The organism is Halomonas sp. BC04 (genome assembly GCF_000568385.1).
In genome coordinates this window covers 1-21,880 of sequence record NZ_AZQX01000252.1, presented here as the reverse complement: position 1 = coordinate 21,880, position 21,880 = coordinate 1, and the positions used below count along the sequence as shown (strand labels likewise).

The following is a 21,880-nucleotide window of genomic DNA, read 5'->3' as shown; positions in this document are numbered from 1 at the left end:
TCCGTTCATCATCACCTCCGGCGATCAGTCGCCGCGACGCAGCCGCTGAAGCGTCTCACGCTCCTGCTGGGTGAATTCCGGGCGCTGCACCATGCGCTTGCGCCCCACGATCATTCGCCACCAGGCGAGCCCCCCGCCCAGCAACAGCAGGAAGGGACTGGCCCACAGCAGCGCGGTATTGGCCTGCAGGGGCGGCCGGTAACGCACGTAATCGCCGTAGCGCTGCACCATGAAATCGACGATGGCGTCGGCATCGTGGCCTGCCAGGGTCATGTCGTAGACCCGGCGGCGCATGTCGGCGGCAAGCTCGGCGTTGGACTCATGGATCGTCTCGCTCTGGCAGACGGTGCAACGCAGCTCGCGCACCAGTGTCTGGTACTGACGCTGCTGGGCCTCGGTCTCGAACGCGATCGGCTCGCCGATGGCCAGGGCCATGACAAGGCCGGCCGGCAACAGCCAGGCCATGAGGCAGAGCAACATGCCCCTCAGAAGGGGAATCAGGTGTCGTTTCATGACGTTGCGATCCTCTGCTGTCCGCCACGGGTGCCTTCAGTCCTTGCTTGCCCGGTGCCGTTCTGTTCCGCCCGAAGCTTTTCCGCTCTGAGTTTTTCCACCAGCGGCAGCACCTCATCGAGCAGCAGCTGGCGGTTGAGCGGTCCGATGCGCTTGTAGCGGATCACCCCCTCGGCATCGAGAACATAGGTTTCCGGCGTGGCATAGACGCCCCAGTCGATCCCGGCATCGCCGCGCGGGTCGTAGGCAATGGTCTGGTAGGGGTTGTCGCTGACGTTGAGATAGCGAAGTGCCGCATCGCGCTCGTCGCGATAGTTGAAGGCATGTATGGGTATCCCGCCGCGGGCCAGTTCCATCAGCAGCGGCTTCTCCGAGCGGCAGGTGCTGCACCAGGTCGCCCAGACGTTGACCAATGCCACTTCACCGATGAAGTCCTGCTCGGTCAGCATCCGGTTGGGGTCCTCCAGCGCCTCGAGCTGGAAGGCCGGGGCCGGCTGGCCCACCAGCGGTGACGGCAGGTCGCGAGAGTTCATGCCCAGGCCGAGGAACAGCAGCCCGAGCAGGGCCGATACGGCGATCAGCGGAATCAACAGGCGCAGGTTCATCAGCTGGTCACCTCCCGCGCCGGGCCGCTGCCCTGGGTGCCGGCACTGTGGCGCGTATCGACGGCGCGATTGCGTGCCAGCCGGTAGCGCCGGTCGCTGGCCGCCAGCAGCCCGCCCACGGCAAGCATGATGGCGCCGGACCACATCCAGAACATGTAGGGCTTGTAGTAGAGACGGAAGCTCCAGGCGTCGCCCACCAACCGCTCACCCAGGGAGACGTAGACATCGCGGGTTGCCGCACGGTGCAAGGATGCCTGGTGCATGGGGTTCTGGGGCTGGGTGTCGTAGTAGCGCCGCTGGGGGAGCAGGGTCGCCACCGGCCGACCGTCACGGGTCACATCGATCACCGCCTGGTCGGCATCCCAGTTGGGGCCGCGCACCATTTCCATGCGCTGCAGGGTGAAGTCGAAGCCGGCCGCCGAGGTGGTCTGGCCCGGCTCCATGCGCACGTCGCGCTCGACCTCGTAGGTGTTGACCATGGCGATGGCCACCACGATCAGCGCCAGCCCCACGTGGGCCAGGTGCATGCCCATGAAGCTGGGGCGCATCACCTTTCGCAGCCGCACGGCCAGCGGCTGGCGGCCGCTGCCCAACCGCTTGTGGATATCCAGCAGCGCGGTGAGGATGATCCAGCTGGCCAGCATCAGCGACAGGGCGGTCAGCGGCCGCCAGGCGCCCATGGTGAGGGGCCAGAGCCCCCCGGCGATGACGCTCACCAGCAGTGCCCAGCGCAGCTGACGGAAGGTGTCGCTGGGGTTGGCCTGCTTCCACATCACTGCCGGGCCGAGGCCGATCAGGAACAGTAGCGGCAGCATCAGCGGGGCGAAGACGGTATCGAAGTAGGGAGGGCCCACCGAGATCTTGCCCAGGCCGAAGGCGTCCAGCGCCAGCGGATAGAGGGTGCCGATGAACACCGCGGCACAGGCCACTGCCAGCAACACGTTGTTGGCCATCATCAGCGACTCGCGGGAATACCAGGCGAAGGAGCCGCCAAGCCCGACCTTGGGGGCCCGCCAGGCGTAGACGGTCAGCGAGCCCAGCAGGGTCAGTGCCAGCATGCCCAGGATGAACACGCCGCGCTCCGGGTCGGTGGCGAAGGCATGGACCGAGGTGATGACGCCCGAGCGCACGATGAAGCGCCCAGCACGGTCAGGGCAAAGGTGAGGATGGCCAGCATCAGCGTCCAGACCTTGAAGCCGCCGCGCTTCTCCGTCACCGCCAGGGAATGGATCAGGGCGGTGGCGGTCAGCCAGGGCAGGAAGGAGGCGTTCTCGACGGGGTCCCAGAACCACCAGCCGCCCCAGCCCAGCTCGTAGTAGGCCCACCAGCTGCCGATGGCGATCCCCAGGGTGAGGAAGACCCAGGCGACGGTGGTCCAGGGCCGCGACCAGCGTGCCCAGGCGGCATCGAGCCGGCCGCCCAGCAGTGCCGCCATGGCGAAGGCGAAGACCACCGCCGTGCCCACATAGCCCATGTAGAGCAGCGGCGGATGCAGGATCATACCCGGGTCCTGCAGCAACGGATTCATTCCGCGTCCGTCCATGGCCCCCGGGACGATGCGCTCGAAGGGGTTGGAGGTGAACACGGTGAAGGCGAGGAAGCCCACCGACACCATGCCGAGCACGGCCAGAACCCGCGCCAGCATCTCCCTGGGCAGCGTCCGGCTGAAGATCGCCACGGCAACACCCCAGGCCGCCAGCAGCCAGACCCACAGCAGCAGCGAGCCCTCGTGGCCGCCCCAGACGGCCGTGACCTTGTAGATCGTCGGCTGGCTGAGGCTGGAGTGGCTGGCCACATAGCGCACCGAGAAGTCGCTCACCACGAAGGCCCATATCAGCACCGCCAGGGAGAGCGACAGGAAGACGAACTGGCCGGTGGCCAGGAAGCGTCCCGTACGCATCAGGCGGGCATTGTCGCTATAGGTGCCCAGCAGGGGCAGTACGCTCTGGATCACCGCCAGGCATAGCGCCAGTATGAGTGCAAAGTTTCCGAGTTCCGCCACCATGGATTGGCTACCTCCTGCCTATCCCCGGCTCGGAGAGGATCACCCTGTCAGCCGGTCACGATCTGGATATTGGTGGGCGAGGCATCGCGGCTTGAAAGACATCAGCGGAAGGTGCCCCGACCTGCATGACTGAATGGTCCGGCGATCGGCGCATAAAAGCCATACCGAATACTTCTTTACTCCGGTCACTTGTGATCCACGTCAAACAATCCAGCGTGGCGGGATGTCGCGCCGCGGCCTCACGCATCGAAAGCCTGACAGCAGGGCCCCGCAGACCGTAAGCTAGGCACACAGACAACGCCCCTTCGTTCCACGAACAGGAGTCCCCAGTGCTGAAACGAACCCTGTTGAGCCTTCTCGTCGCCGGCACCCTGCCGCTGGCCGCCCAGGCCGACGCGACCAACGCCGACGTCATCCTGCATACCAACCACGGCGAGATCGCCATCGAGCTGTTCCAGGAGCAGGCCCCCGAAAGCGTCAACAACTTCCTGACCTACCTCCAGGACGGCCACTACGACGGCACCATCTTCCACCGCGTGATCGACGGCTTCATGATCCAGGGCGGCGGCTTCGACGAGGATTTCCGCCAGAAATCCACCCGGGATCCGATCACCAACGAGGCCGACAATGGCCTGAAGAATGAGCGAGGCACACTGGCCATGGCCCGTACCGGCGCCCCCCATTCAGCCACCGCCCAGTTCTTCATCAACGTCTCCGACAATGCCTTTCTCGATCACCAGGGCACACACTCCGCCCAGGCCTGGGGCTATGCGGTGTTCGGCCAGGTAGTGGACGGCATGGCCGTGGTGGATGCCATCCGCGCGGTGCCCACCACCACCCGTGGGCCCTTCCAGGACGTGCCCGCCGAGCCGGTGATCATCGAGCGCGCCGAGCTGCGCTAGCCGCGAAGCGATTGCCAGGCTGGAAACGACGTCGCCCCGTCACCTTGCGGTGACGGGGCGACGTCGTTGGATAGAATCGCTGTCGGAGCGCTCGGTTCGGCGCCCCGAGTCCCCATCGCGACTGGCGCCGTCAGGCGCCTCGGCGGAGGGCGAAGGGTTGATTGTCGTCGCGAATACCGTCAACACCGCCGGGAGGCCTGCGGCCTCCAGTCGCCGATGCGTCGGACCGGAGCTGAAACTACTCCTACAGCCGCGTGGCAACGCTGGTGGAGAAAATCGCTAAGGGAGGACGATTTATCTGATTGACCCGATGGCTGATCAAGGTGAGTAATCAGGTAAACCGCTTGCGAAACGCATGCAATACCAGCACCGCGGTTGCCGCACCCAGGGTGTTGGCGAGGATATCCCACCAGTCCCCACCGCTGCGTCCGGGTACCGGTATCTGCAGGTATTCGATGAAGATGCCATAGAACACCGCCGTGGCGAAGGCCCAGGGCAGCCGCACCCCCGCCAGCGCCACCAGTCCCGCCAGTCCGCCATAGCCGACGAAATGATTGAACTTGTCCCAGGGCAGCGTCTCGGGCATCTCGCTACCCGGGGTCAGGCTTCCGACGGCGATGATAATGGCCGCCAGAATGGCCAGCACCGCCCACAGGCGGTGCCGGTCATGCCAGGTTTGCAGCGTGCTTTTGTCAGGCATTCTGGTACTGGATGGCCCGGTGGTACTGGGGACTCAGCTCGTTCAGCGCGTCCATGAAGGCGGTGACGTTGTCCGGATCGGTGAACTGACTGATGCCGTGGCCCAGGTTGAAGATATGCCCCGGCCCGTGCCCGTAGCTGTCGAGAATCCGCCCCACTTCGGCACGAATGGCGGCCGGGCGGGCGAACAGCACGTTGGGGTCCAGGTTGCCCTGCAGCGCCACCTTGTGACCGACCCGGGAGCGGGCATCGGAAAGCTCGGTGGTCCAATCGATGCCCAGGGCATCCGGGCCCGCCAGGGCGATGTCCTCGAGCCACTGGCCCCCGTTCTTGGTGAACAGGATCACCGGCACGCGCCGGCCCTCGTGCTCGCGGATCAGGCCGGCGACGATCTGCTCCATGTAGCGCAGCGAGAACTCCAGATAGGCCGGCGTGGAGAGAACGCCACCCCAGGTGTCGAAGATCTGCACCGCCTGGGCGCCGGCCCGGATCTGGGCATTCAGGTAGTCGGTGACCGAATGCGCCAGGGTATCGAGCAGCTGATGCATGGCGTCGGGGTTGTCATAGAGCATGGTCTTCACGTGACGGAAGTCCTTGCTCGAGCTGCCCTCGACCATATAGGTGGCCAGCGTCCAGGGGCTGCCGGAGAAGCCGATCAGCGGCACGCGGCCGTTCAGCTCGCGGCGAATGGTCGATACGGCTCGCATCACGTAGTCCAGGTCGCGTTCGGCATCCGGTGCCTTCAGCGCTTCCACGTCGGCCACGGTACGCACCGGCTTGCGGAATTTCGGCCCCTCGCCGGTCTCGAAGTAGAGCCCCAGCCCCATGGCATCGGGAATGGTGAGGATATCCGAGAACAAGATGGCGGCATCCAGCGGATAACGCTCCAGCGGCTGCAGCGTCACCTCGCAGGCCAGGTCTTGATTGCGACACAGGTCCATGAAGTCGCCGGCCACGGCTCGGGTGGCGCGATATTCCGGCAGGTAGCGGCCGGCCTGGCGCATCATCCATACCGGCGTGCGGTCTACCGGCTGACGCGACAGGGCGCGCAGAAAACGATCGTTCTTGAGTTCCATGCAGGCAGTCATCCACAGGAAATGTCGGGCTATTGTAGCGCATGATTTTGCACAGGGCTTGACCGAGGCCAAGGGAAAGAGTGAACGCCGCTCGACACACCGCACAATCGTGAGCCCCGACGGCGTTCCTGTTAGAATAGCGGATTCACTTCCGGCATCGCCGTGGTCTTTCACCGAGGTACCCCGTGACGATTCGATTCATCGCCGCCTCCCGGCTACCCACTCCCTGGGCCACCTTCACCATGCATGGCTTCGAGGACGATGCCACCGGCAAGGATCACATCGCCCTGACCCTGGGCGACGTGGCCGATGGCAAGCCTGTGCTGGGGCGGGTTCACTCCGAATGCCTGACCGGGGACGCGCTGTTCTCGATGCGCTGCGACTGCGGCTATCAGCTGCAGGAGGCGCTCAAGCGCATCGCCGACGAGGGGCGCGGCGTGCTCTTCTACCTGCGCCAGGAGGGGCGAGGCATCGGCCTGCTCAACAAGATCCGCGCCTATCACCTGCAGGACCAGGGTGCCGACACCGTGGAAGCCAACGAGCAGCTGGGCTTCGGTGCCGACATGCGCCGCTACGATCTCTGCGTGCCGATGCTCGACCACCTGGGCATCCACGGCCTGCGGCTGATGACCAATAACCCGCGCAAGGTCGATGCCCTGACCCAGGCCGGTGTCACCATCATGGAACGAGTGCCCCTCACCACCGGTCTCAATCCCCATAACGAGCACTACCTTTCCACCAAGGCTGGCAAGCTCGGCCACATGATGGCATTGGGGGACTTCACCCAGGCTGACGACGTGGATATCGAACGCAAGCCCTGAGCCGCATCACGGCATCGGGGCCCCCTCTGAGAGAAAGCCATGCCGCAGAGCCAGCATCACCACAGTGTCATCGAGGAGCTGCTAAACAGCATCAGTCACGGTGTTGGCGCCATCCTGAGCCTCGCCGGGGTCGTAGTCTTGATCGTGCTGGCCAGTCTCGCCGCCCATGTCGACCCCTGGAAGATCGCCGGCATCACGCTTTACGGCGTCAGTCTGGTGCTGCTCTACACCGCCTCAACCCTCTATCACGGCATCAAGCACCCCCGGCTCAAGCGCTTGCTCCAGCATCTGGACCACTGTGCCATCTACCTGCTCATCGCCGGGACCTATACCCCCTTCCTGCTGGTCAACATGCGCGGCCCCACCGGCTGGACGCTGTTTGCCATCGTCTGGTCCCTGGCGCTGTTCGGCATCGCCTGCAAGCTGATCTGGCCCCATCGCTTCACCGTAATGCGGGTCGCCATCTACCTGATCATGGGCTGGCTGATTGTCTTCGCCAGCGGCGAGATGGCATCAAGCCTGCCGACCAGCGGCATCGCCCTGCTCGCCGCCGGCGGCATCACCTATACCCTGGGCGTCATCTTCTTTGCCATCAGCGCGATACCGTACAATCATGCCATCTGGCACCTGTTCGTCCTCGGCGGCAGCACCTGCCACTACTTTGCGGTGTATGCCGCGGTGCTGCCCCACGGGGTCTGACGGGAGAACACCAAGCGCCGCAAGGCTCAGCCTCGCTCGGCCGCCGGCTTCTCGCGCTCGATGGCCCTGGCCAGCGCGGGACGCGCCATGCAGCGCCGGCGATAGTCGTTGAGCGAGTCCGGCAGGCGATGCTTGAACTGCACGGCCCAGCTCAGGGTATGCGCCAGCAGCAGATCCGCCAGGGTGAACCCCGCCCCGACCAGCCAGCCCTCACCGTCAAAGCGCCGCTGCAAGGCGCCCAGCGCCCGCTGGAACTCCCATGCTGCGGTGGGCAGTATCGCCGGCACCCGCTGCTCCCGGGGCAGGGCGAACTTGTGCTTGGCCTGGGTCCACAGCGGCTGCTCCAGCTCGCTGACCACGAAACTCATCCACTGGTCGACCAGGGCCCGGCCCTCGATTGACGCCGGCAGCAGGCTGCCCGGTTCGCCATAGCGCTCGGCCAGGTAGCGGCAGATGGCCGTCGATTCGAACAGCGTCAGCTCATCGTCCTCAAGCACCGGCACCTTGCCGTCGGGGTGGCGCGCCAGGTGCGCCTCGCCCTGCCCCTCGGCGGCCAGCATGTCGACGGAATGGTACTCATACTCGACCCCCAGCTCCTCCAGGGTCCAGGCGGCCCGCAGCGAGCGGGAGTTGGGAAAGCCATACAGCGTGATCATTGGGTCACTCCTTCGACGTGACAAGGGTGGCAACAAGCCGTTTCTGACGCCTCAACAGCATACCGGACAGAGGAAAACCGTACGCTACCCGGCCGGCGCGCCCTGACACCGCAGCCGCTCCAGCCGAGCATAGAGGTACTCGGTGAAGAAGCCGTGCATCAAAAAGCGCTGGCTCAGGTTCCAGGGGCCGACCAGGTAGTGGGGGTATTTGTTGTAGGCCATCTCGGCCAGGGTCGGGTCGCCGATCAGTTGGCCGATGCGGATGGCGATCGACTGGTCGAGGTTGAAGCCGTTGATGGCGTCGCGGTACTCCTCGCGGGTCAGCAGCAGGCAGAACAGGCACATGAACAGCGCGTGGGCGCTCTCGAAGTCCAGCACCTGGGTGCGTCGGCGCGCCGTTTCGAAGGCGCCCTTTTCCAGCGGCCGCCAGTGCTGCCAACTGATGGCATCCGGCGCCAGCGGCGTGGAGCGCTGCCGCCAATGGCCCATCTCCTCGATCACCCGGAACAGCTCCTGGTCGTGCTTGACGAAGCTGGCATCGAGCATGTCGTCGATGCGCCGCGGGTAGAGCGCCAGGGGTTCGACCGTCACCTCAGGGCTATTGTCGATGAGGAAGTTGAGGATATTGGACTCGGTGGCGAAGTGACGCAGGATCAGCTGGTTGGCGCTGGGGCTGACGAAGTGGGTGCAGAACCAGCAGATCATTCGCTGCAGCAGGCCGTGGGCGCGGAACTGCGGCAGCGGCAGTCGCTTCACGAACCAGATCAGGTGCAGCAGGATCGCCAGCACGAACTGCAGCAGCGGGCGCAGCGACCAGCGCGTGGGGCGCTCGATGTCATCCAGCCACAGCCGCACCGCCTCGGTCTCGATGGGCAGGGAGTCGTCGAACTCGAGGGCACGCAGGAAGGGGCTGCGGGGCCTCGGCCTGGCATCAGCCATGGTCGACCTCCTCCAGCTGCAGGGCATAGAGCCGCGCCACCACCCGCGCGGTGCGCAGGATCGAGTGCAGCGCCTCCGGCGTGCGGCACACCCGGTCGATCAGCGAGTAGAGCTTGTCCAGGTGGGCGTCGTCGTTCTCGCCGTGATAGCGCATGAAGCAGGTATAGCGGCCATCGCCATCGGTGGCCTCGTCGATGCGCCGGGCCCAGTCGCCGGCCATCTTCTGCCCCAACCCTTCGATGATCCACATGGCGCCGATCAGGTCCACCGGATTGGACTGGGTGGCGCGGTACATCATGAAGGCGTGCAGTGCTTCGCTGCCGGCATTGCGCTGCCCCTCGCGGATCTCATTCAGCTCGCCCCCCGCCGCGACAAAGTCCGCCTCCAGCATCTCGTAATCGCGATGTTCCTCCTTGGCATGGCCGATCACTTCCGAGCGCACGTCAACGTAGTCCCGCTCGAAGCTAGAGGCGCCGCGGGTGATCCAGCGCGCCCCTTCGATCACCTGCTGGCGCAGATGCAACAGCAGGTTGCGGTAATCCTCGCGGGTGAAGTTACCGCGCTCCAGGCGCTGGATGACCGGCACCCGGCCCAGCTGGCGCTCAAAATCGAACCAGATGCGCATCAACCCTTGCAGGCACTCCTGGCCCAGTTGGGTGGTGACCTTGCTTTCCATGGTTACTCCTCCACGACCGTGAGCTGCATGTAGACGTTATTGAAGCGGCCGCTTTCCGGCACCATGCAGAGGATGGTGTCGCCGGCCTGGTACTGCTGGGTACGACGGAACTCGTCGAGCATGATGAACAACGAGGCGCAGCCGGTATTACCGCGGGTATAGAGGTTGGTGTACCACTTCTCTTCGGCAATGGCGGCACCGGCCTGGGTCAACATGTCGAAGATCCTGCCGCGGAAATAGTGCGACGAATAATGGCAGAGCACATGGTCGATCTTGCCCACCTCGACCCGCCGCTCGTCGATCAGGCGCAGCAGCCCATCCACCCCGAGCTTGACGATATTGTCGAGCAGGCGAACGTCCTGGCGGATCAGCAGAGCCCCGGCGGCCTCCGCCTCGGCATAGGTGGCAAAGTCCTGCCAGCTCCTCTCATCGCCCCCCGCCGCCCGGCCGACGCTCATGCAAACCGGGTAGGCGTCGGCATGAGAGAAGCCGCGAATCCAGTCGATGCGAAAACAGCGTCGCCGCGGCACATTTTCCAGCAGCAGCGCCCCGGCGCCGTCCGACAGCATCCAGCGCAGGAACTCGGCGTTGAAATCGATCTCCCGGTCGACCGCCTCGTAGCGGCTGGCCTTGAACAGCCTTGAGGCCAGCTCGCTGGCGATTACCAGCGCATTGTCGTGCTCGCCGGCCTTCAGCCCGGTGTACGCCGCCTTGAGCGCCATCATGCTGCTGGAGCAGATGCCGTGGCTGCTGTGCAGCTCCACGCCGCCCATGCCCAGCTCCGCCTGGACCATGCTGCCGAAGCCCGGCAGCACCAGATCGCCCTGGCTGGTGGCCACGCTGAGCATATCGAGCCGTGATTTCCCCAGGTAACTCTCATCGAGGCAGACCTGACCCGCCCGCGCGGCCATTTCGCCGTTGCTGATCAGGGTGTTGTGGTCGGCATCGATGGCGTAGTGTCGCTGCCGTATGCCGTTGGACTGCAGGATCCGGCGCTTCAAGCGACTCGGCTTGCCGTTGACCAGGCCGAGCACCGCCTCGATCCGCTCGTTGTCGACGGGCTCCCCCGGCAGGTGGTGGCCGGTACTGGTGATGTAGACGCTCATGCAGGCTCTCCCCTGTGCTTCAGGTAGTGGCGCAGGCAGCGCAGATTCTCTTCCAGGTAGGGAAGCACGCACAGCAGCCCCATGAAGGTCAGGTAATAGGGCAGGTAGCGCTCTCCGCCGTGGGGCACGTCCACCGGCACCAGCCGCATCTGGCCCTGCCAGTTGAAGGAGACCAGATCCAGCACCACCGGCCAGTTGATCACCAGGATCATCGCCAGCATGTAGAGCGGCAGGCTGCCCAGGTAGGTATGGGCATGCATTTCCCAGATGCTGATGTGCCGGCGCGGCGCGGCGAAGTGAACGTCCCAGTGGGCCACGGCCTCATGCAGCACCCAGGCCAGCAGGCAGAGCAGCAGCACCAGGACATTGATACGGTAGAGCAGGCAGATGATGATGGGGATACCCACCTGGATACCCATTGCCGAGTGCATCAGGCTCTCCTTCAGACCCGAAGTCTCCTCGATTCGCGTGGCCCGGTGACAGCACCAGTCGACGAAGCCGGCGATCCCCCATAGCGGCAGGAAGACGTACAGCAGGACATGGATCAGCAGCGTGTGAGTCTCCATGGCATTTCCTCGGTTTCAGTGCGCTTCACGACCTTCTTGCATGGCGCGGATGTTTCATGGATGATGTTAGGAAACACTGTTCGATAACTAATATCCACCAGCCGCAAGCCATTTGCAAGCGCCAATCGAATGGAAACGAGACGTCATGAAACAGGCAACGCAGAAGCTGGACTCGTCCACGGGCAATGACGGTGAACCCCAGGCAGCCCGTGACCGCTACCCCGACGCCCTGCGCGCCGGCGCCCTGCTGGTAGTGGTCTTCGGGCACTGGATCGCCACCCTGCCCCGGCTCGAGGACGGCTGATGACCACCACCGATCACCTGCTGATGGTCTGGACTGGGGCCGGCGTGCTCACCTGGGTATTGCAGGTAGTTCCGCTGTTCGTGTTCGTCTCCGCGGCGGTGAGCGCCGACGGCGCCCAGCGCCGGCTGGAACAGGGCCACCGGCAGTTGCACTGGTGGGCAGGCCGGGCACTGGGCCTGGCGCGACCCACCGTTACCTACCTGGCGGTGCTGGTGGCCTTCGTGGTTATCGCCACCTACACCGGCGGCCGCCTGCTCGGCCCGCTCAACCACTCGCTGACCGTGCATCTCTGGTTCCTGATGATGCTGCTTGGGGTCCAGGCCCTGCTGCCGCTCAGCGTATGGGCCGATAATCGCTGGGGGCTCAAGGCCGTGGCGGGCCTGCTGCTGATCGCCGCCGCGGTCGATCTGCTGCGTGCCGGCATCACGGCTCCCGGCGAGTTGCTGGAGCTGGCACCCGCGTCACCGCCAACGGCGGCGGCATCGGCTGGATCAACGCCGTCGTCGTCTGGCTGCTGCCGCAGCAGCTCGGCATCGCTGGAAGCGCGGCCGCTTCTCGGGGCTGGGCTTCGGCCTCGCCCTGCTGATACTCGGCCTGCTGTGGCTGGCCGCTGCGGTGGCATCGGGCTATCCCGTGGCCATGGTCGATGGCAAGTTTGGCGTGCCCAGCAACCTGCTGCCGCCGACCCTGGCCCTGGTGGGGGTGATGTGGGTCCAGGTCGGAGCAGTGCTGACCTTCGAAAGCCCCGTGCGCCGCCTGCTGGAGCGCCGCCGGATCGACCGAGTAGTGACGATCCTCGGCGCCCTTGGCATGCCGCTCTATCTCTGGCACAAGCTCGCCGAGCTACCGGCGGCCTGGCTGGGCGAGCGCCTAGGCCTTCCCATCGACGCCGGCATCCCCGGCGAAGTCGGCTTCTGGCTCGGCCGCCTGTGGTGGATCCTGCTGTGCATCGTCTCCGTCGCCCCCGTCATGGTCGCGGTGGTGACCTTCGAGATGAGCCGCAAGCGTGACGTGGTCTCGGCCACAGGGACGCCGGCCATTCTCGTCGGCGGGGCGGCACTTCTGGGGGGCATTATCGTCAGCCTGGCCCTCGGCGCCCTGCCCGGTGCCCTCTTCGGCCTGGTCGGCGTCGCCGCTGCCTCGTGGCTGTTGCGGGCCCATCCGCAGCCGATAGGAGAACCGCTGGGCCGCACCTGAAGCAGACGGAGGAAAGCAGCATCGAACGCCGTGTAAGCCATAGCCTACAAATCTTATCGGCAATTTCTTACACGCCACTTGCCGCAGGTTAACGTCGGAAGGTGCTCGGAGTAGGCACAGTGAAGATGCACTGGGCAAGGAGGCTCAGCCAGGGACGACCGAGTCAGGAAGACTCGACTATCCAGGGATGCTCGGGGCGGAAGGATACCCGAGGTGGATGTAAGGAAGCGAAGATCCAGCCCGGCCGAAAGGCCGGGCTTTTCGTTTTGCCGTTACCGGCGACCCTCGGTGCCTAACGTCCCTACACCTTGTGACGACAATTCCTTACAGGATTCATTATCCCAGGTTAATTCATTACTCCTTCAGGCCTGCCATCCTACACACATGGGGCAAGGGAAAGCCCAACACGGAAGACCGAGCAACGGAACGCTCAAAACCAGGGATGCTTGGGCAGGAAGCCCAAGGTAGGTTGGAAAGGAAGCATCGATGAAAAGCCCGGCCGCTTGGCCGGGCTTTTTATTTGCTTTAAAGACCCAACAATTCCACACATAGAAAAATTCGGTGTTGGAGGTAGCTTTAGCTCGCATTACATTATCCTGAAGCGCCCGACTCAGGTTCCCCCGGTACGCAACCTGGCGATCAGATGCCGTATACCAGGCGCCCGCAGTAGCAGCACCAAGCCCAGACAAAGCTGCACCAGGCTGCCGATAAAGGCCACTCGCCCCTCCACGATCCGCTGGGCACCAAACAGCTCACTGTCATAAAACAGCCAGGCGCTATGGTTAACGAGCTGGGGCATCGCCGCCACGGCCACATAGAGCCCCACCGCCCCGATCAGTCCGGTCTCGAAAGTGGCCCCCTTCATTGCGGGTAGCGCCTCTTCTTTCGCCTCGCGAGGCAGCAACCGCCCTGCCACGGCTATGTGATAGCGCCAGAGTGCGAGCGCCACGCCGGTAAACAGCAGAGTGGTGACGACGAAATAACCGATATACAGGTAGTGAAAATCACTGCTGTATAGACTTGCGCCCTGCACCGCAAAGCGCAGAGCCGTGAGCCCGAGATAGATGGCAAAACAGCGAACGAGAGCCGCCACCAGGCTCTGAAGTGCAGTGGGTTGCATCGGGCTATCCTCGATGTATACGGAGTCGTCAGGCCGCGCTGGCCGCAAATGGCAAGATCCGATAGGTCGACCGCGGCGTCTGCACCGCCTCGACGCCGAACCGCTGCTCGATATTGCCAAGCTCAATGAAGCTCTCTCCGCGCTGGTAGACGGCGCGCAGCTGCTCGCTGAGTTCGCTCAGTTGACGAGAAGGCTTGGCCCACTGCTCCCGTGGAGCCACCCTTTCACACTCCTAAGCTGAATATGGCTGGGGCTAGGTATGGGCTGTCTCTGCGCCTTCCCCGTCCTGGTTAAGAAGCCTATGTAGCTTGGCGCGCCCAAGTGATTTGATTATCGGCAACGCTAGTAGGCTCGACGGGGAAGTGGGTAAGGCTCCGATGGCGAGGAGTATCATGGCCGGAATAGACCATTTCTCTTGTCCGGGCTTATAAGCATATGACAACAATGTCAGGCCCGAGAGTACGAAGGCCACACAGGCAAGGAGGTAGGGGTAGAGGAATTCAGCATTGTTGCTGGTGGTATAAATCAATCCGCCGCCAGCGATTAACACGACGTAAATCACGATGCAGATGATTCCAAGGTCTGAGCTGACTTCTTGCTGATCGATGCCCTGCTCCTTCAAAAAAGCAAGCAAGGGCGCCTGCAGTTCCCCTGCATGACCCAGGTTTACGACTCCCTCCTTTGGGTGCAATCCAAACAGCGGTTTGTTGCTGGCATTACGAATTTCCCCCATGCGGGCCTTGCTGGGATCATCGGTCTTTCGCCCGCTCTTTGTCCTTAGTACTAGCTTCAGAGAATTATCATGGGACTGAAGCCGATCATACAGGGATTGGATGAATTCAATGTCAAACGACTTCTTGAAACTTAATGGGAGCATACGCTTTCTCCTTGAGACGGTAGTTTGATGTGAAAGAACGCGAGAGTAAAAACAAGAACACATTTGAAATGGCGGTCTCAGTGACCAAGTGCAACACCTAACCCATCAGGTATCGAATTGCCATGCCCCATTGCTACCGCAGGCAAACGCCCTGCGCCTGCCCAGATAGTTGACTTTTCCGCCCCGCTGCTTGATTTCAGGCAACAGCTGTGCCAGGGCCTTTCTGTAAAAGGCCCGGTGACTGACTCGCTCGCTGCAGTTTAGCGCAGGCGGATATTCTTGCGGTACTTCTCTTCCTGGATCTTCTTTACGCTGGCTTCGTCCATGTCCCGCCAGTAGCGCGGGTCACGGCCCTGCTGCTGATCAGCCGCCGCCGTGGTGGGGTCCTTGTGGCGGTGAATCTCCAGGCCCGGCACATCGGGCAGCGGCTGCGAGACGTCCATGTAGCGCTGCAGGAACTGCCACGCCGCGACCAGCTCACCGGGCATCTTGGTCGGCGGGAACTGGGCATCCAGCTTCTGGCGGATGCGCTGGAAGGGGTGGTAGAGAATCAGCGAGTAGTTGGCGCTGCCTTGGGTATCGGGGGAACTCTGCAGAAAGGCATCGAACTCCCAGAAGGGAGCTTCCAGGCGAGTTTCCCAGGCATTCCTAGGATCATATATAGTGAAAAGTCCCGTTTGCCGGTTGGCTTGCCAGAGGGGGCCTTTTCTCATTCCCAAGAAAACTTCTGGGCGCTTTTTTTTCAGATACCCCCCCCCCTTCCAAAAAATCAATGCGGCAGTAATTATTGGGAAGGAAAACTTCGCACTCTCAAGTAGAAGTGATAAAAAATATTCGAAATCATTTCCACCAATGAGCCAATGGTAAAAACCAATTAAAACGATTAAACAAAAACCAATAGAGAAAAGAAAAAAAAACCCCATAGAAAGCGCCATACCCACATGCATGTACTTTGCTAATGCCGTATAATTTGGCGGCATGATTGCTTGGTTGTCGTAGCACATTTTTAGCAAGCGGTAAATATCACCATTTTTTACGCCGCTATCAATGCAACGTTTCTCTTCTTTTTCAGAGATTTGGATATGGCTAAAATCATAATCCTCTTCCATCCCATTATCTTGGGTCCGGCGATTCCAGGATAGCCGCGAGCCGATGATAGTATCCCGCTCAGGATTCGCCGCCTCCCACTGCTGGCGCTTGGCAGGGGTATAGGCGGTATCGGCGTAGTAGTCGCCAATAGTTTCTTTAGCGGACATTGAGTCTTTCCTTGATCCAGTAGTCATCTTCGGCTTTCTCAATGCTGAGGACGGCCGACATATCCTCCGGCATGGCCGTCAGCGGGGCCGGTGCAGGGTAGATGCGCCCACTAGGGCGCAACGGTATCTGCGTTGCTTCACGGAATTGTACCTGAACGTCCCAGCGATACTCGGTGCTGGTGCCAAAACCACGCATAGGCTCGTTGGCGGGAGAGTGCACGAAGTAGGTAATGTGCTGAGCGCTCAGCTGCGTAAGCAAGGGCTGAGTGCGCCTCGCGGATGTCTCACGCCAAGCACTGCCGGCCGGCGAACGATAGTGCGATCCCTGTACCAGTCGCAGCACCGTGACGTCGTTCAACTCGATCCCCATACCGGGCAAGGCACTGTGTACCTCGATGGCGGTATTGATGGCCTGGCGCGAATCGAAATGATCCTGCCAGAGACGACCCATCGGCATGGCCGTTTCAACGGGTGAGGTGTGAGTCTTGCCAATCCGAGCCAACAGGGCGTCACGCTCCACGGGGCTAATCCTGCGCAACGAGACCTGAATATTGGCGAATAGGCTCTGCAGGCGATAGTAGGCTTCCTCCGGCTCCTCCAGCCATGGGGCGAGGCCGCGCTGGTCACCGAAGGGGCCATGCTTGATCCACTGCTCCAGCGGCCCATCAGTCAACAACATGCCGGCTACGCCACCGCCAAGCAACAGCGCCAAACCAACCCAGCCCACCGGGCCACTGAATAGTATCAAAAGTGTGGCGCCGGCCGCTGCCACACCATAGGCCAACGCAGCATCTATATCCCCCTCACGCAAGCGTTCTATAGCTGCCCAAGTCATCGAGACGGCCATCAAGATGCCTGCCATTTTCGCAGCCACCCAGTTAACCCGTATCATTTCAGGAATTCGGCGTAACAAAAAATTGGTGCCTTGATTGTGTAGCAGAACAGTACGGCTAAACTGGCTAATGCTGACGATAGGCCTTGGCGCCTGATACCGACGAGTTATATAGTCACTCACGTTTAAGGTAGCGAGGCTCAAATCGATCGCTGCGGTAAAAATGCCAAAGATAGTCCTTGCTTTTAAGCTTTCCCCTAGTGCACTAGCACTCTGCCCCAAATTCACCGCCTGCACGACGACCATGATATAGGGCAACCGGGTTGCATCGGTGGCACGCTCGACAAAGCCGATACGACTGCTACCACGGCGCACCAGGTCGGCTGCGCGTGAGTCGGCGGGGGCAAACACGAAGCGCACCTCGCGGCTTCGCCTACCTCCCCCATGGAATTCAGTCGCCGCTGATTGGTGCCGCCCAGCAACTTGCCGTCCGAGGTGCGATATACCTCGCCATAGAACTGGCGGTGGTTGTTCTTGGCGATGTACTCCCTTTCGGCGGCGTCGATACCAAACCTCATACCTGTTGCCACGTCTTCCACACCGACTAATACATAACGCCCCAGGTCGACATCCCCCAGCGGCTGGAAGGTGAGATCGCCTAAAAGGCTATGTATGGCGCCGCGCGAGGCATTGAAGGCGGGCAGATAGACCTTGGCCGTCATGGCCGTACGTTGGCTCTCGTCTGCCACTTGAGCCAGCAGGTTTTTCCCACTCTCGGCGATCTTGCCGAATACACTATCGAGCGCACCGGCCCAGCGCTGGAGTTCGCCTGGCGCGATGGTGCGAGCGATGGCAGCAAGCAATGAAGCTTCGAAGGTCTGCAGGTCGTCCTTCTCCGGCACGTCGTTGCGCTCCCCCTCTTCGGCCAGCGCCTTGACCCGGAAACGGCCACTGCCGTCGTTGCTTTCCTCCTCCGGCAGCACGAAGGGCAGCTCGGCAGGGTGGGCGTCGCTGTCGGGGAAGCACATGGCATGCAGCGGTTCACGGCTACCATCTTCGAGCAGGGAAAGCAGGGTGCGCTGGGCCTTTGCCGCATTAGCGGTATGGAACAGGCTGGGGATATCCTGCTCCACCAGGGTATCGACACGCTTCGGGTCGAGGCTCAGGGCGGTGAAGCACTGCTCTGCCAGGCAGAAGCCGCTGACGTAGTCGCTGCCCTCCAGGCTGAAGTAGTCGGCCAGCACCCGCTGGTGGCCCGCGCTCCCCAGCAGATCGGCCAGTCGCGTCTGGTGAAACTCCCAAAGCCGATGGGCAATGTCGCGCGCCAGCGTGGCCACGCTGGTGTGGAACTCCCCTCCCAGGTAGCGCAGCGCCGGCTGCGAAGCGAGGCGACGCAGCGGGTTGTCCTCGCCGCCGATGCGCTCGGGCATGATGCGCTTCTGTACCATGACGGCGCTGCGATAGTGGGGCCGGGAAGCGCAGCGCTCGAGCAGCAGCATCAGGTAGTTCTGCGCCAGCTGTGTCTGACTGAGGGCATGGCGCAGTTCGAACAGGGGGTCATCGATGACAAGCCCCGGTATCTGGCGTTCTCGCGCATCCTCGAGGACATCGTTGCCTTCGGGGAGGTCTTCCCAGACAGGTGACTCGTTGTCCTCTTGAGCCTGTGCTGCGGTAGGCGTGCTGCGGTTTGCCTGGCACACCACTTCAACGGCGGCAGTGCGCAGGCCGACCTCCTGTTTCAGGGGCGAGTCGTCTCTGTTGGCCTCGTTCCAGGCACCGTTCACCGCATCCGATCCACCACCATCGAAGCGTTGCTGCTCGCTCAATGCTTGCTGATAGCGTGAAGAGACGGTGTTGCCCGACAGGTCCTCGGTCCAGAGCGGAGGATGCGCGAGTTGCGTTTCGAGGCTGGGGCTGCGTTCCCGCTGCGGCACCAACCGGTCGGCCGCGAGAAGCTGGCCACTCGCGATACGCTCGGACGCAGCGCGCAGGGAGACGGACTGGAAGCGCTGGTTGATTGCCGTAGGATGGGCTTCCAGGTGGTTCAGCCTGGCAGCCGACCATTGAACGTCGGAAAACGCGACCTTCACCTCGCGGCTCAGCCAGTTCATTTCTCGGCGTGCCGGCAACCATAGCTCCACCAGCGGTTGGCCGTTGGCGGGGCGACGGTCGTCGACATAGCCATCGGCATCGCTACGGTGCTGCGCCAGATCGACATCCCGGAACTGCCACTCGCCTGACTCGGAGACGCCCACCTCGATTTCCCGCCATATGGCTCCCCGATAATGGATATACAGGTAGCCGGGGCGACACGGCAGCGCATGGGTGGCGTCATCCAGCAGCGACTGCCAAAAGGCCAGCGGTATGACGGGCTGCACGACATGGTGTTGATGGACGGTATGCTGCTCGTGCTCCTGCCAGGGCGTGGCGTCCACGTTGCCGAACAGCGGCACTCGTATCGGCTCACCTTCGTCGCTGGCGATCTCCAGCCAGACATTGCGACGCGGCTGCCCTTCCCAGGCCCAGCCGTGAATACGGCTCAGTGGTTCCTGTAGATCCTCTTCCTCGACCGCCTCGGCAAGAGCGGCCTGCTCCTGCTGGTCTTCCAGGTCGAAGAACACGAAGCGATGGCCCTCAGGATGTTCCTTGCCCATGACCTGAATGAAGAGCTTGGGTTCTTCACACGCCTTGTGCTGGCTCAATTCCTGGCTCATGTGGCACTCCATTGACTGGGGGATTGCGTCGGCGCTTCAACAACGGCAGATGGATCGTTTTTCCGGTCCAACGCCTGTTCTAGGTGGGCACTGGCAAGAAAACGACGGTAAGTTTCCGGTTCGTCAAGACTCTCGCCGGGCTGATGGAACTCCTTCCAGGCCTCATCACTCGTATATGGCGCTCCAATGCCGCTTCCTGCCCTCGGGACAGAGCAACGGCTGGCGTCGCTGCCGCCTGGGTTCGTGCAGTGTGGCCTGGCGCTTCATGCGGCGCGGACTCGTCATCATCGGCACATAGCGCATGCCATGCGGAAGCTGCAGACATTCGCGGGTGCGCTTCGCCATGCCATATCCAGCGTTCAAGGGGGCCAAACCAGGCCTGGCTGACGTGCTCGGGTGAACCGAAGAGCGCTGCCGCGACATCAGGATGGTAATAACGCAACATGCCTTTGCGATCGCCATAGAAGGCGACGCTCAAACAGCGGCGCAGATGCACCAGTACTTCTTCTTCCGAGGCTTGGCTAGCCACGACGATACCCGGCGAAATGCCCTTTCTCGGGTCTTGGGAGAATGCCTGGAGCATGCCACTCATCGCATTGTTCACGCGTAACACCACGGGACTCCTTTTCAGGAAGTCGGCATAGGGCGTTTCCAGGAACAACCACTCGTACTCGAGTGCCGGCACCTGTCGGTAGAGCGATGTCAGAGTCTGGCCGCTCTCTTCGAGTACCAGCCAGTGACTCAGGTGGCGGCTCACTTTCCTGAGCAACTCGGTCAACGAATCGGTACGAATCACTTTCATGACAGAGACCGGTTCCCGCAAGGACAGTCAGACAAGGGGCAGCTGCCATCGCGCTGCAATTGGCAGCGCTCAATCATGGGGATGTCTTCGGCCATGGCTTGATCGAGACGCTTGCCGAAAACCGGCCCCATGGTGACATCCTCATGCTCCTCCGCAACGGCCTCCCTCGGCAACGCCGGCCCCTGGGCCGCCTGACCTGAGCCCGAGCCGGGGCTGCCGCCGGAGTTGATCTTGACGCTGGGGCCGACGATGGTCACGCCGCTGGGGTCGAGCTTGACGAAGCTGCCACCGGCCTTGAGGGTGATCTCGGCACCGGCTTCGATCACCACTTTCATACCCGCCTTGTGGTGGATCTCCTGGCCGGCTTCGACCAGCTGGGCACGGCCATATTTCTCGTGACGGGTGGCGTCGACGATCAGGTGGTCGTCGCCGTCGACCTGGGTGTGGCGCTGCCCATGCACGGTCAGGTGGTCGTCGCCATGGATCTCGCCGATGCGGTCGTTATGCACGGTGAGGAAGCTGTCGTTGCCGATCTCCTCGGTGCGGTCGTTGTTGGTCAGCAGCTCCAGGTCCTTCTGGGCGTGCAGCCAGATCTGTTCCCGCTCGGCCTCGTCCTCGAAGCGCAGTTCGTTGAAGCCGTCGCCCTTGTGGCTCTGGGTGCGGATGACGGTACGGGTCTTGTGCGCTGGGAGCTCGTAGGGCGGGGTGTTCACCGCATGGTAGGTGCGCCCGGTGATCAGCGGCTGGTCCGGGTCACCCTCCAGGAACGAGACGATGATCTCGTGCCCGATCCGGGGTATGGCGATACTACCGTAGCCGCCGCCGGCCCAGCCCTGGCTCACTCTGATCCAGGCGCTCGCTGCCTCGTTGGGCTCGGCGTAGCGATCCCAGGGGAACTGCACCTTGACCCGGCCGTGGGGGTCACAGTGGATTTCCTCACCCTCGGGACCGACCACGAAGGCGACCTGGGGGCCGTCCACTCTCGGTTTGGGGGTCGGCTCGGGGCGCCAGGCGGTGTCGCCGGGGGTGAGGACCAGCGTGTTGGAATAGCGAGTGCTGTCGTTGCCGTCCATGCCCTGGCGGTCGCGGGCGGTGACACCCACGGCATCCTCTTCCAGGGCCTGGGGCTGCTTGCCGGTATGTATCACCTTGACCACCTGCCAATCGCGGTTGAGGCGCTCGGCGTCGTGGTCGGTGAGGGTGAAGCGGTGGCCCGGGGCAAGCTCGGGCAGGTCGCTCTCGGCGGCGGCGGTCAGGGCGTCGTGGCGCAGGTGCTCCAGGCGAATGCGGGTGAAGGCCTCGCCGGAGGCGTCGGCCTTGTAGCGGCCGGGGTAGTCGAAATGCTCGTACTCTTTATCAACGCCGGCTCTCTGGCCATGCTCCTCCAACCTTCCGCCATCTGTTCGTGAAGTTGGGCATACGCCGGTTGCTTGAAGGAGTAGTCCTTGAGCATGGCCGAGGCGGGCCGGACCCGAGAGACCTGCTTGAGTTTGCGCACATGGCGCAGTGGCGCCG

21 protein-coding genes and 3 pseudogenes are annotated in these 21,880 nt (G+C 62.8%); 6 read left to right on the top strand and 18 right to left on the bottom strand.

Annotated features, from left to right (window positions below; all coding sequences use genetic code 11):
* Positions 1-24: 24 nt before the first annotated feature.
* The 3 genes and pseudogenes from Q427_RS17605 to Q427_RS37020 all read right to left on the bottom strand — a co-directional run bounded on the left by Q427_RS17605 (position 25) and on the right by Q427_RS37020 (position 3,123).
* Positions 25-513 carry a cytochrome c-type biogenesis protein gene (locus tag Q427_RS17605; RefSeq protein ID WP_043516368.1) on the bottom strand — a complete coding sequence of 163 codons (489 nt, stop codon included), beginning with the start codon at positions 511-513 and terminating at the stop codon, positions 25-27.
* The gene (locus Q427_RS17600) at positions 510-1,118 is read right to left on the bottom strand and encodes a DsbE family thiol:disulfide interchange protein (RefSeq protein WP_043516366.1); all 609 of its coding nucleotides are present in this window, start codon (positions 1,116-1,118) and stop codon (positions 510-512) included. The genes Q427_RS17605 and Q427_RS17600 overlap by 4 nt, the downstream gene beginning before the upstream one ends.
* A pseudogene (locus Q427_RS37020) lies at positions 1,118-3,123 on the bottom strand (heme lyase CcmF/NrfE family subunit). The gene Q427_RS17600 and the pseudogene Q427_RS37020 overlap by 1 nt, the downstream one beginning before the upstream one ends.
* A 377-nt stretch (positions 3,124-3,500) precedes the next feature.
* On the opposite strand from Q427_RS37020, the gene Q427_RS17590 reads away from it, so the two are divergent.
* Positions 3,501-4,025 carry a peptidylprolyl isomerase gene (locus Q427_RS17590; RefSeq protein WP_043516377.1) on the top strand — a complete coding sequence of 175 codons (525 nt, stop codon included), beginning with the start codon at positions 3,501-3,503 and terminating at the stop codon, positions 4,023-4,025.
* 331 nt (positions 4,026-4,356) lie between these two features.
* Here the strand turns inward: Q427_RS17590 and Q427_RS17585 are convergent, their stop codons facing one another.
* Complete coding sequence (locus Q427_RS17585) at positions 4,357-4,725, bottom strand: VanZ family protein (RefSeq protein WP_043516364.1); 369 nt, start codon at positions 4,723-4,725, stop codon at positions 4,357-4,359.
* Complete coding sequence (gene hemE, locus Q427_RS17580; protein WP_155833609.1) at positions 4,718-5,800, bottom strand: uroporphyrinogen decarboxylase; 1,083 nt, start codon at positions 5,798-5,800, stop codon at positions 4,718-4,720. The genes Q427_RS17585 and hemE overlap by 8 nt, the downstream gene beginning before the upstream one ends.
* Before the next feature lie 185 nt (positions 5,801-5,985).
* Here hemE and ribA point away from each other — a divergent pair, with 185 nt between their 5' ends.
* Positions 5,986-6,621: a GTP cyclohydrolase II gene (gene ribA, locus Q427_RS17575; protein ID WP_043516360.1), complete on the top strand. Its 636-nt coding sequence runs from the start codon at positions 5,986-5,988 to the stop codon at positions 6,619-6,621.
* A gap of 39 nt (positions 6,622-6,660) precedes the next feature.
* Positions 6,661-7,320 carry a PAQR family membrane homeostasis protein TrhA gene (gene trhA, locus Q427_RS17570; RefSeq protein WP_043516358.1) on the top strand — a complete coding sequence of 220 codons (660 nt, stop codon included), beginning with the start codon at positions 6,661-6,663 and terminating at the stop codon, positions 7,318-7,320.
* Positions 7,321-7,346: 26 nt separating this feature from the next.
* On the opposite strand, the gene Q427_RS17565 is transcribed toward trhA, so the two are convergent.
* From Q427_RS17565 to Q427_RS17545, 5 genes are all read right to left on the bottom strand, one after another.
* Positions 7,347-7,976, bottom strand: a complete 630-nt coding sequence (locus Q427_RS17565; RefSeq protein ID WP_043516356.1) for a glutathione S-transferase family protein — start codon at positions 7,974-7,976, stop codon at positions 7,347-7,349.
* A gap of 84 nt (positions 7,977-8,060) precedes the next feature.
* Positions 8,061-8,915: a DUF6999 family protein gene (locus Q427_RS17560; protein WP_043516354.1), complete on the bottom strand. Its 855-nt coding sequence runs from the start codon at positions 8,913-8,915 to the stop codon at positions 8,061-8,063.
* On the bottom strand, positions 8,908-9,591 hold the full coding sequence (locus Q427_RS17555; RefSeq protein WP_043516352.1) for a hypothetical protein: 684 nt from the start codon (positions 9,589-9,591) through the stop codon (positions 8,908-8,910). Before Q427_RS17555 ends, Q427_RS17560 begins: the two co-directional genes overlap by 8 nt.
* 2 nt (positions 9,592-9,593) lie before the next feature.
* Positions 9,594-10,697, bottom strand: coding sequence for a beta-ketoacyl-ACP synthase III (locus tag Q427_RS17550; protein ID WP_043516350.1), 1,104 nt, complete (start codon positions 10,695-10,697; stop codon positions 9,594-9,596).
* Positions 10,694-11,263, bottom strand: a complete 570-nt coding sequence (locus tag Q427_RS17545; RefSeq protein WP_043516348.1) for a hypothetical protein — start codon at positions 11,261-11,263, stop codon at positions 10,694-10,696. The genes Q427_RS17550 and Q427_RS17545 overlap by 4 nt, the downstream gene beginning before the upstream one ends.
* 145 nt (positions 11,264-11,408) lie before the next feature.
* On the opposite strand from Q427_RS17545, the gene Q427_RS31470 reads away from it, so the two are divergent.
* The 3 genes and pseudogenes from Q427_RS31470 to Q427_RS17540 all read left to right on the top strand — a co-directional run bounded on the left by Q427_RS31470 (position 11,409) and on the right by Q427_RS17540 (position 12,764).
* Positions 11,409-11,567 (top strand): hypothetical protein, encoded by a 159-nt coding sequence (locus Q427_RS31470; protein WP_155833608.1) that lies wholly within the window; start codon positions 11,409-11,411, stop codon positions 11,565-11,567.
* Positions 11,567-11,932: pseudogene (locus Q427_RS37015) on the top strand (hypothetical protein); the annotation flags it as partial. The gene Q427_RS31470 and the pseudogene Q427_RS37015, both read left to right, overlap by 1 nt.
* 49 nt (positions 11,933-11,981) lie before the next feature.
* Complete coding sequence (locus Q427_RS17540) at positions 11,982-12,764, top strand: hypothetical protein (protein WP_043516346.1); 783 nt, start codon at positions 11,982-11,984, stop codon at positions 12,762-12,764.
* 610 nt (positions 12,765-13,374) lie between these two features.
* On the opposite strand, the gene Q427_RS17535 is transcribed toward Q427_RS17540, so the two are convergent.
* The 8 genes and pseudogenes from Q427_RS17535 to Q427_RS17500 form a co-directional block, all read right to left on the bottom strand.
* The gene (locus Q427_RS17535; protein WP_043516344.1) at positions 13,375-13,884 is read right to left on the bottom strand and encodes a hypothetical protein; all 510 of its coding nucleotides are present in this window, start codon (positions 13,882-13,884) and stop codon (positions 13,375-13,377) included.
* A gap of 28 nt (positions 13,885-13,912) precedes the next feature.
* On the bottom strand, positions 13,913-14,104 hold the full coding sequence (locus Q427_RS17530) for a hypothetical protein (protein ID WP_043516342.1): 192 nt from the start codon (positions 14,102-14,104) through the stop codon (positions 13,913-13,915).
* Positions 14,105-14,137: 33 nt separating this feature from the next.
* Positions 14,138-14,761: a hypothetical protein gene (locus tag Q427_RS17525; RefSeq protein ID WP_043516340.1), complete on the bottom strand. Its 624-nt coding sequence runs from the start codon at positions 14,759-14,761 to the stop codon at positions 14,138-14,140.
* 260 nt (positions 14,762-15,021) lie between these two features.
* The gene (locus Q427_RS29110) at positions 15,022-16,017 is read right to left on the bottom strand and encodes a hypothetical protein (RefSeq protein ID WP_051496492.1); all 996 of its coding nucleotides are present in this window, start codon (positions 16,015-16,017) and stop codon (positions 15,022-15,024) included.
* The gene (locus Q427_RS34315) at positions 16,007-17,155 is read right to left on the bottom strand and encodes a hypothetical protein (protein WP_043516338.1); all 1,149 of its coding nucleotides are present in this window, start codon (positions 17,153-17,155) and stop codon (positions 16,007-16,009) included. Before Q427_RS34315 ends, Q427_RS29110 begins: the two co-directional genes overlap by 11 nt.
* Positions 17,134-19,563 (bottom strand): hypothetical protein, encoded by a 2,430-nt coding sequence (locus Q427_RS17510; RefSeq protein WP_043516336.1) that lies wholly within the window; start codon positions 19,561-19,563, stop codon positions 17,134-17,136. The genes Q427_RS34315 and Q427_RS17510 overlap by 22 nt, the downstream gene beginning before the upstream one ends.
* Before the next feature lie 79 nt (positions 19,564-19,642).
* Positions 19,643-20,365 (bottom strand): DUF4123 domain-containing protein, encoded by a 723-nt coding sequence (locus Q427_RS17505; protein ID WP_043516334.1) that lies wholly within the window; start codon positions 20,363-20,365, stop codon positions 19,643-19,645.
* Positions 20,362-21,880 (bottom strand): annotated as a pseudogene (locus tag Q427_RS17500) (type VI secretion system Vgr family protein); the annotation flags it as partial. The gene Q427_RS17505 and the pseudogene Q427_RS17500, both read right to left, overlap by 4 nt.

Bases quoted from the DNA above. Each gene is read 5' to 3' on its own strand.
- Q427_RS17555 (WP_043516352.1), bottom strand. From the start codon at position 9,591: ATGGAAAGCAAGGTCACCACCCAACTGGGCCAGGAGTGCCTGCAAGGG.
- Q427_RS17510 (WP_043516336.1), bottom strand. From the start codon at position 19,563: ATGAGCCAGGAATTGAGCCAGCACAAGGCGTGTGAAGAACCCAAGCTC.
- Q427_RS29110 (WP_051496492.1), bottom strand. From the start codon at position 16,017: ATGTCCGCTAAAGAAACTATTGGCGACTACTACGCCGATACCGCCTAT.
- Q427_RS17565 (WP_043516356.1), bottom strand. From the start codon at position 7,976: ATGATCACGCTGTATGGCTTTCCCAACTCCCGCTCGCTGCGGGCCGCC.
- Q427_RS17550 (WP_043516350.1), bottom strand. From the start codon at position 10,697: ATGAGCGTCTACATCACCAGTACCGGCCACCACCTGCCGGGGGAGCCC.
- trhA (WP_043516358.1), top strand. From the start codon at position 6,661: ATGCCGCAGAGCCAGCATCACCACAGTGTCATCGAGGAGCTGCTAAAC.
- Q427_RS17535 (WP_043516344.1), bottom strand. From the start codon at position 13,884: ATGCAACCCACTGCACTTCAGAGCCTGGTGGCGGCTCTCGTTCGCTGT.
- Q427_RS17505 (WP_043516334.1), bottom strand. From the start codon at position 20,365: ATGAAAGTGATTCGTACCGATTCGTTGACCGAGTTGCTCAGGAAAGTG.
- Q427_RS34315 (WP_043516338.1), bottom strand. From the start codon at position 17,155: ATGGTCGTCGTGCAGGCGGTGAATTTGGGGCAGAGTGCTAGTGCACTA.
- Q427_RS17525 (WP_043516340.1), bottom strand. From the start codon at position 14,761: ATGCTCCCATTAAGTTTCAAGAAGTCGTTTGACATTGAATTCATCCAA.
- Q427_RS17605 (WP_043516368.1), bottom strand. From the start codon at position 513: ATGAAACGACACCTGATTCCCCTTCTGAGGGGCATGTTGCTCTGCCTC.
- Q427_RS17545 (WP_043516348.1), bottom strand. From the start codon at position 11,263: ATGGAGACTCACACGCTGCTGATCCATGTCCTGCTGTACGTCTTCCTG.
- hemE (WP_155833609.1), bottom strand. From the start codon at position 5,800: ATGGAACTCAAGAACGATCGTTTTCTGCGCGCCCTGTCGCGTCAGCCG.
- Q427_RS17560 (WP_043516354.1), bottom strand. From the start codon at position 8,915: ATGGCTGATGCCAGGCCGAGGCCCCGCAGCCCCTTCCTGCGTGCCCTC.
- Q427_RS17585 (WP_043516364.1), bottom strand. From the start codon at position 4,725: ATGCCTGACAAAAGCACGCTGCAAACCTGGCATGACCGGCACCGCCTG.
- Q427_RS31470 (WP_155833608.1), top strand. From the start codon at position 11,409: ATGAAACAGGCAACGCAGAAGCTGGACTCGTCCACGGGCAATGACGGT.
- Q427_RS17600 (WP_043516366.1), bottom strand. From the start codon at position 1,118: ATGAACCTGCGCCTGTTGATTCCGCTGATCGCCGTATCGGCCCTGCTC.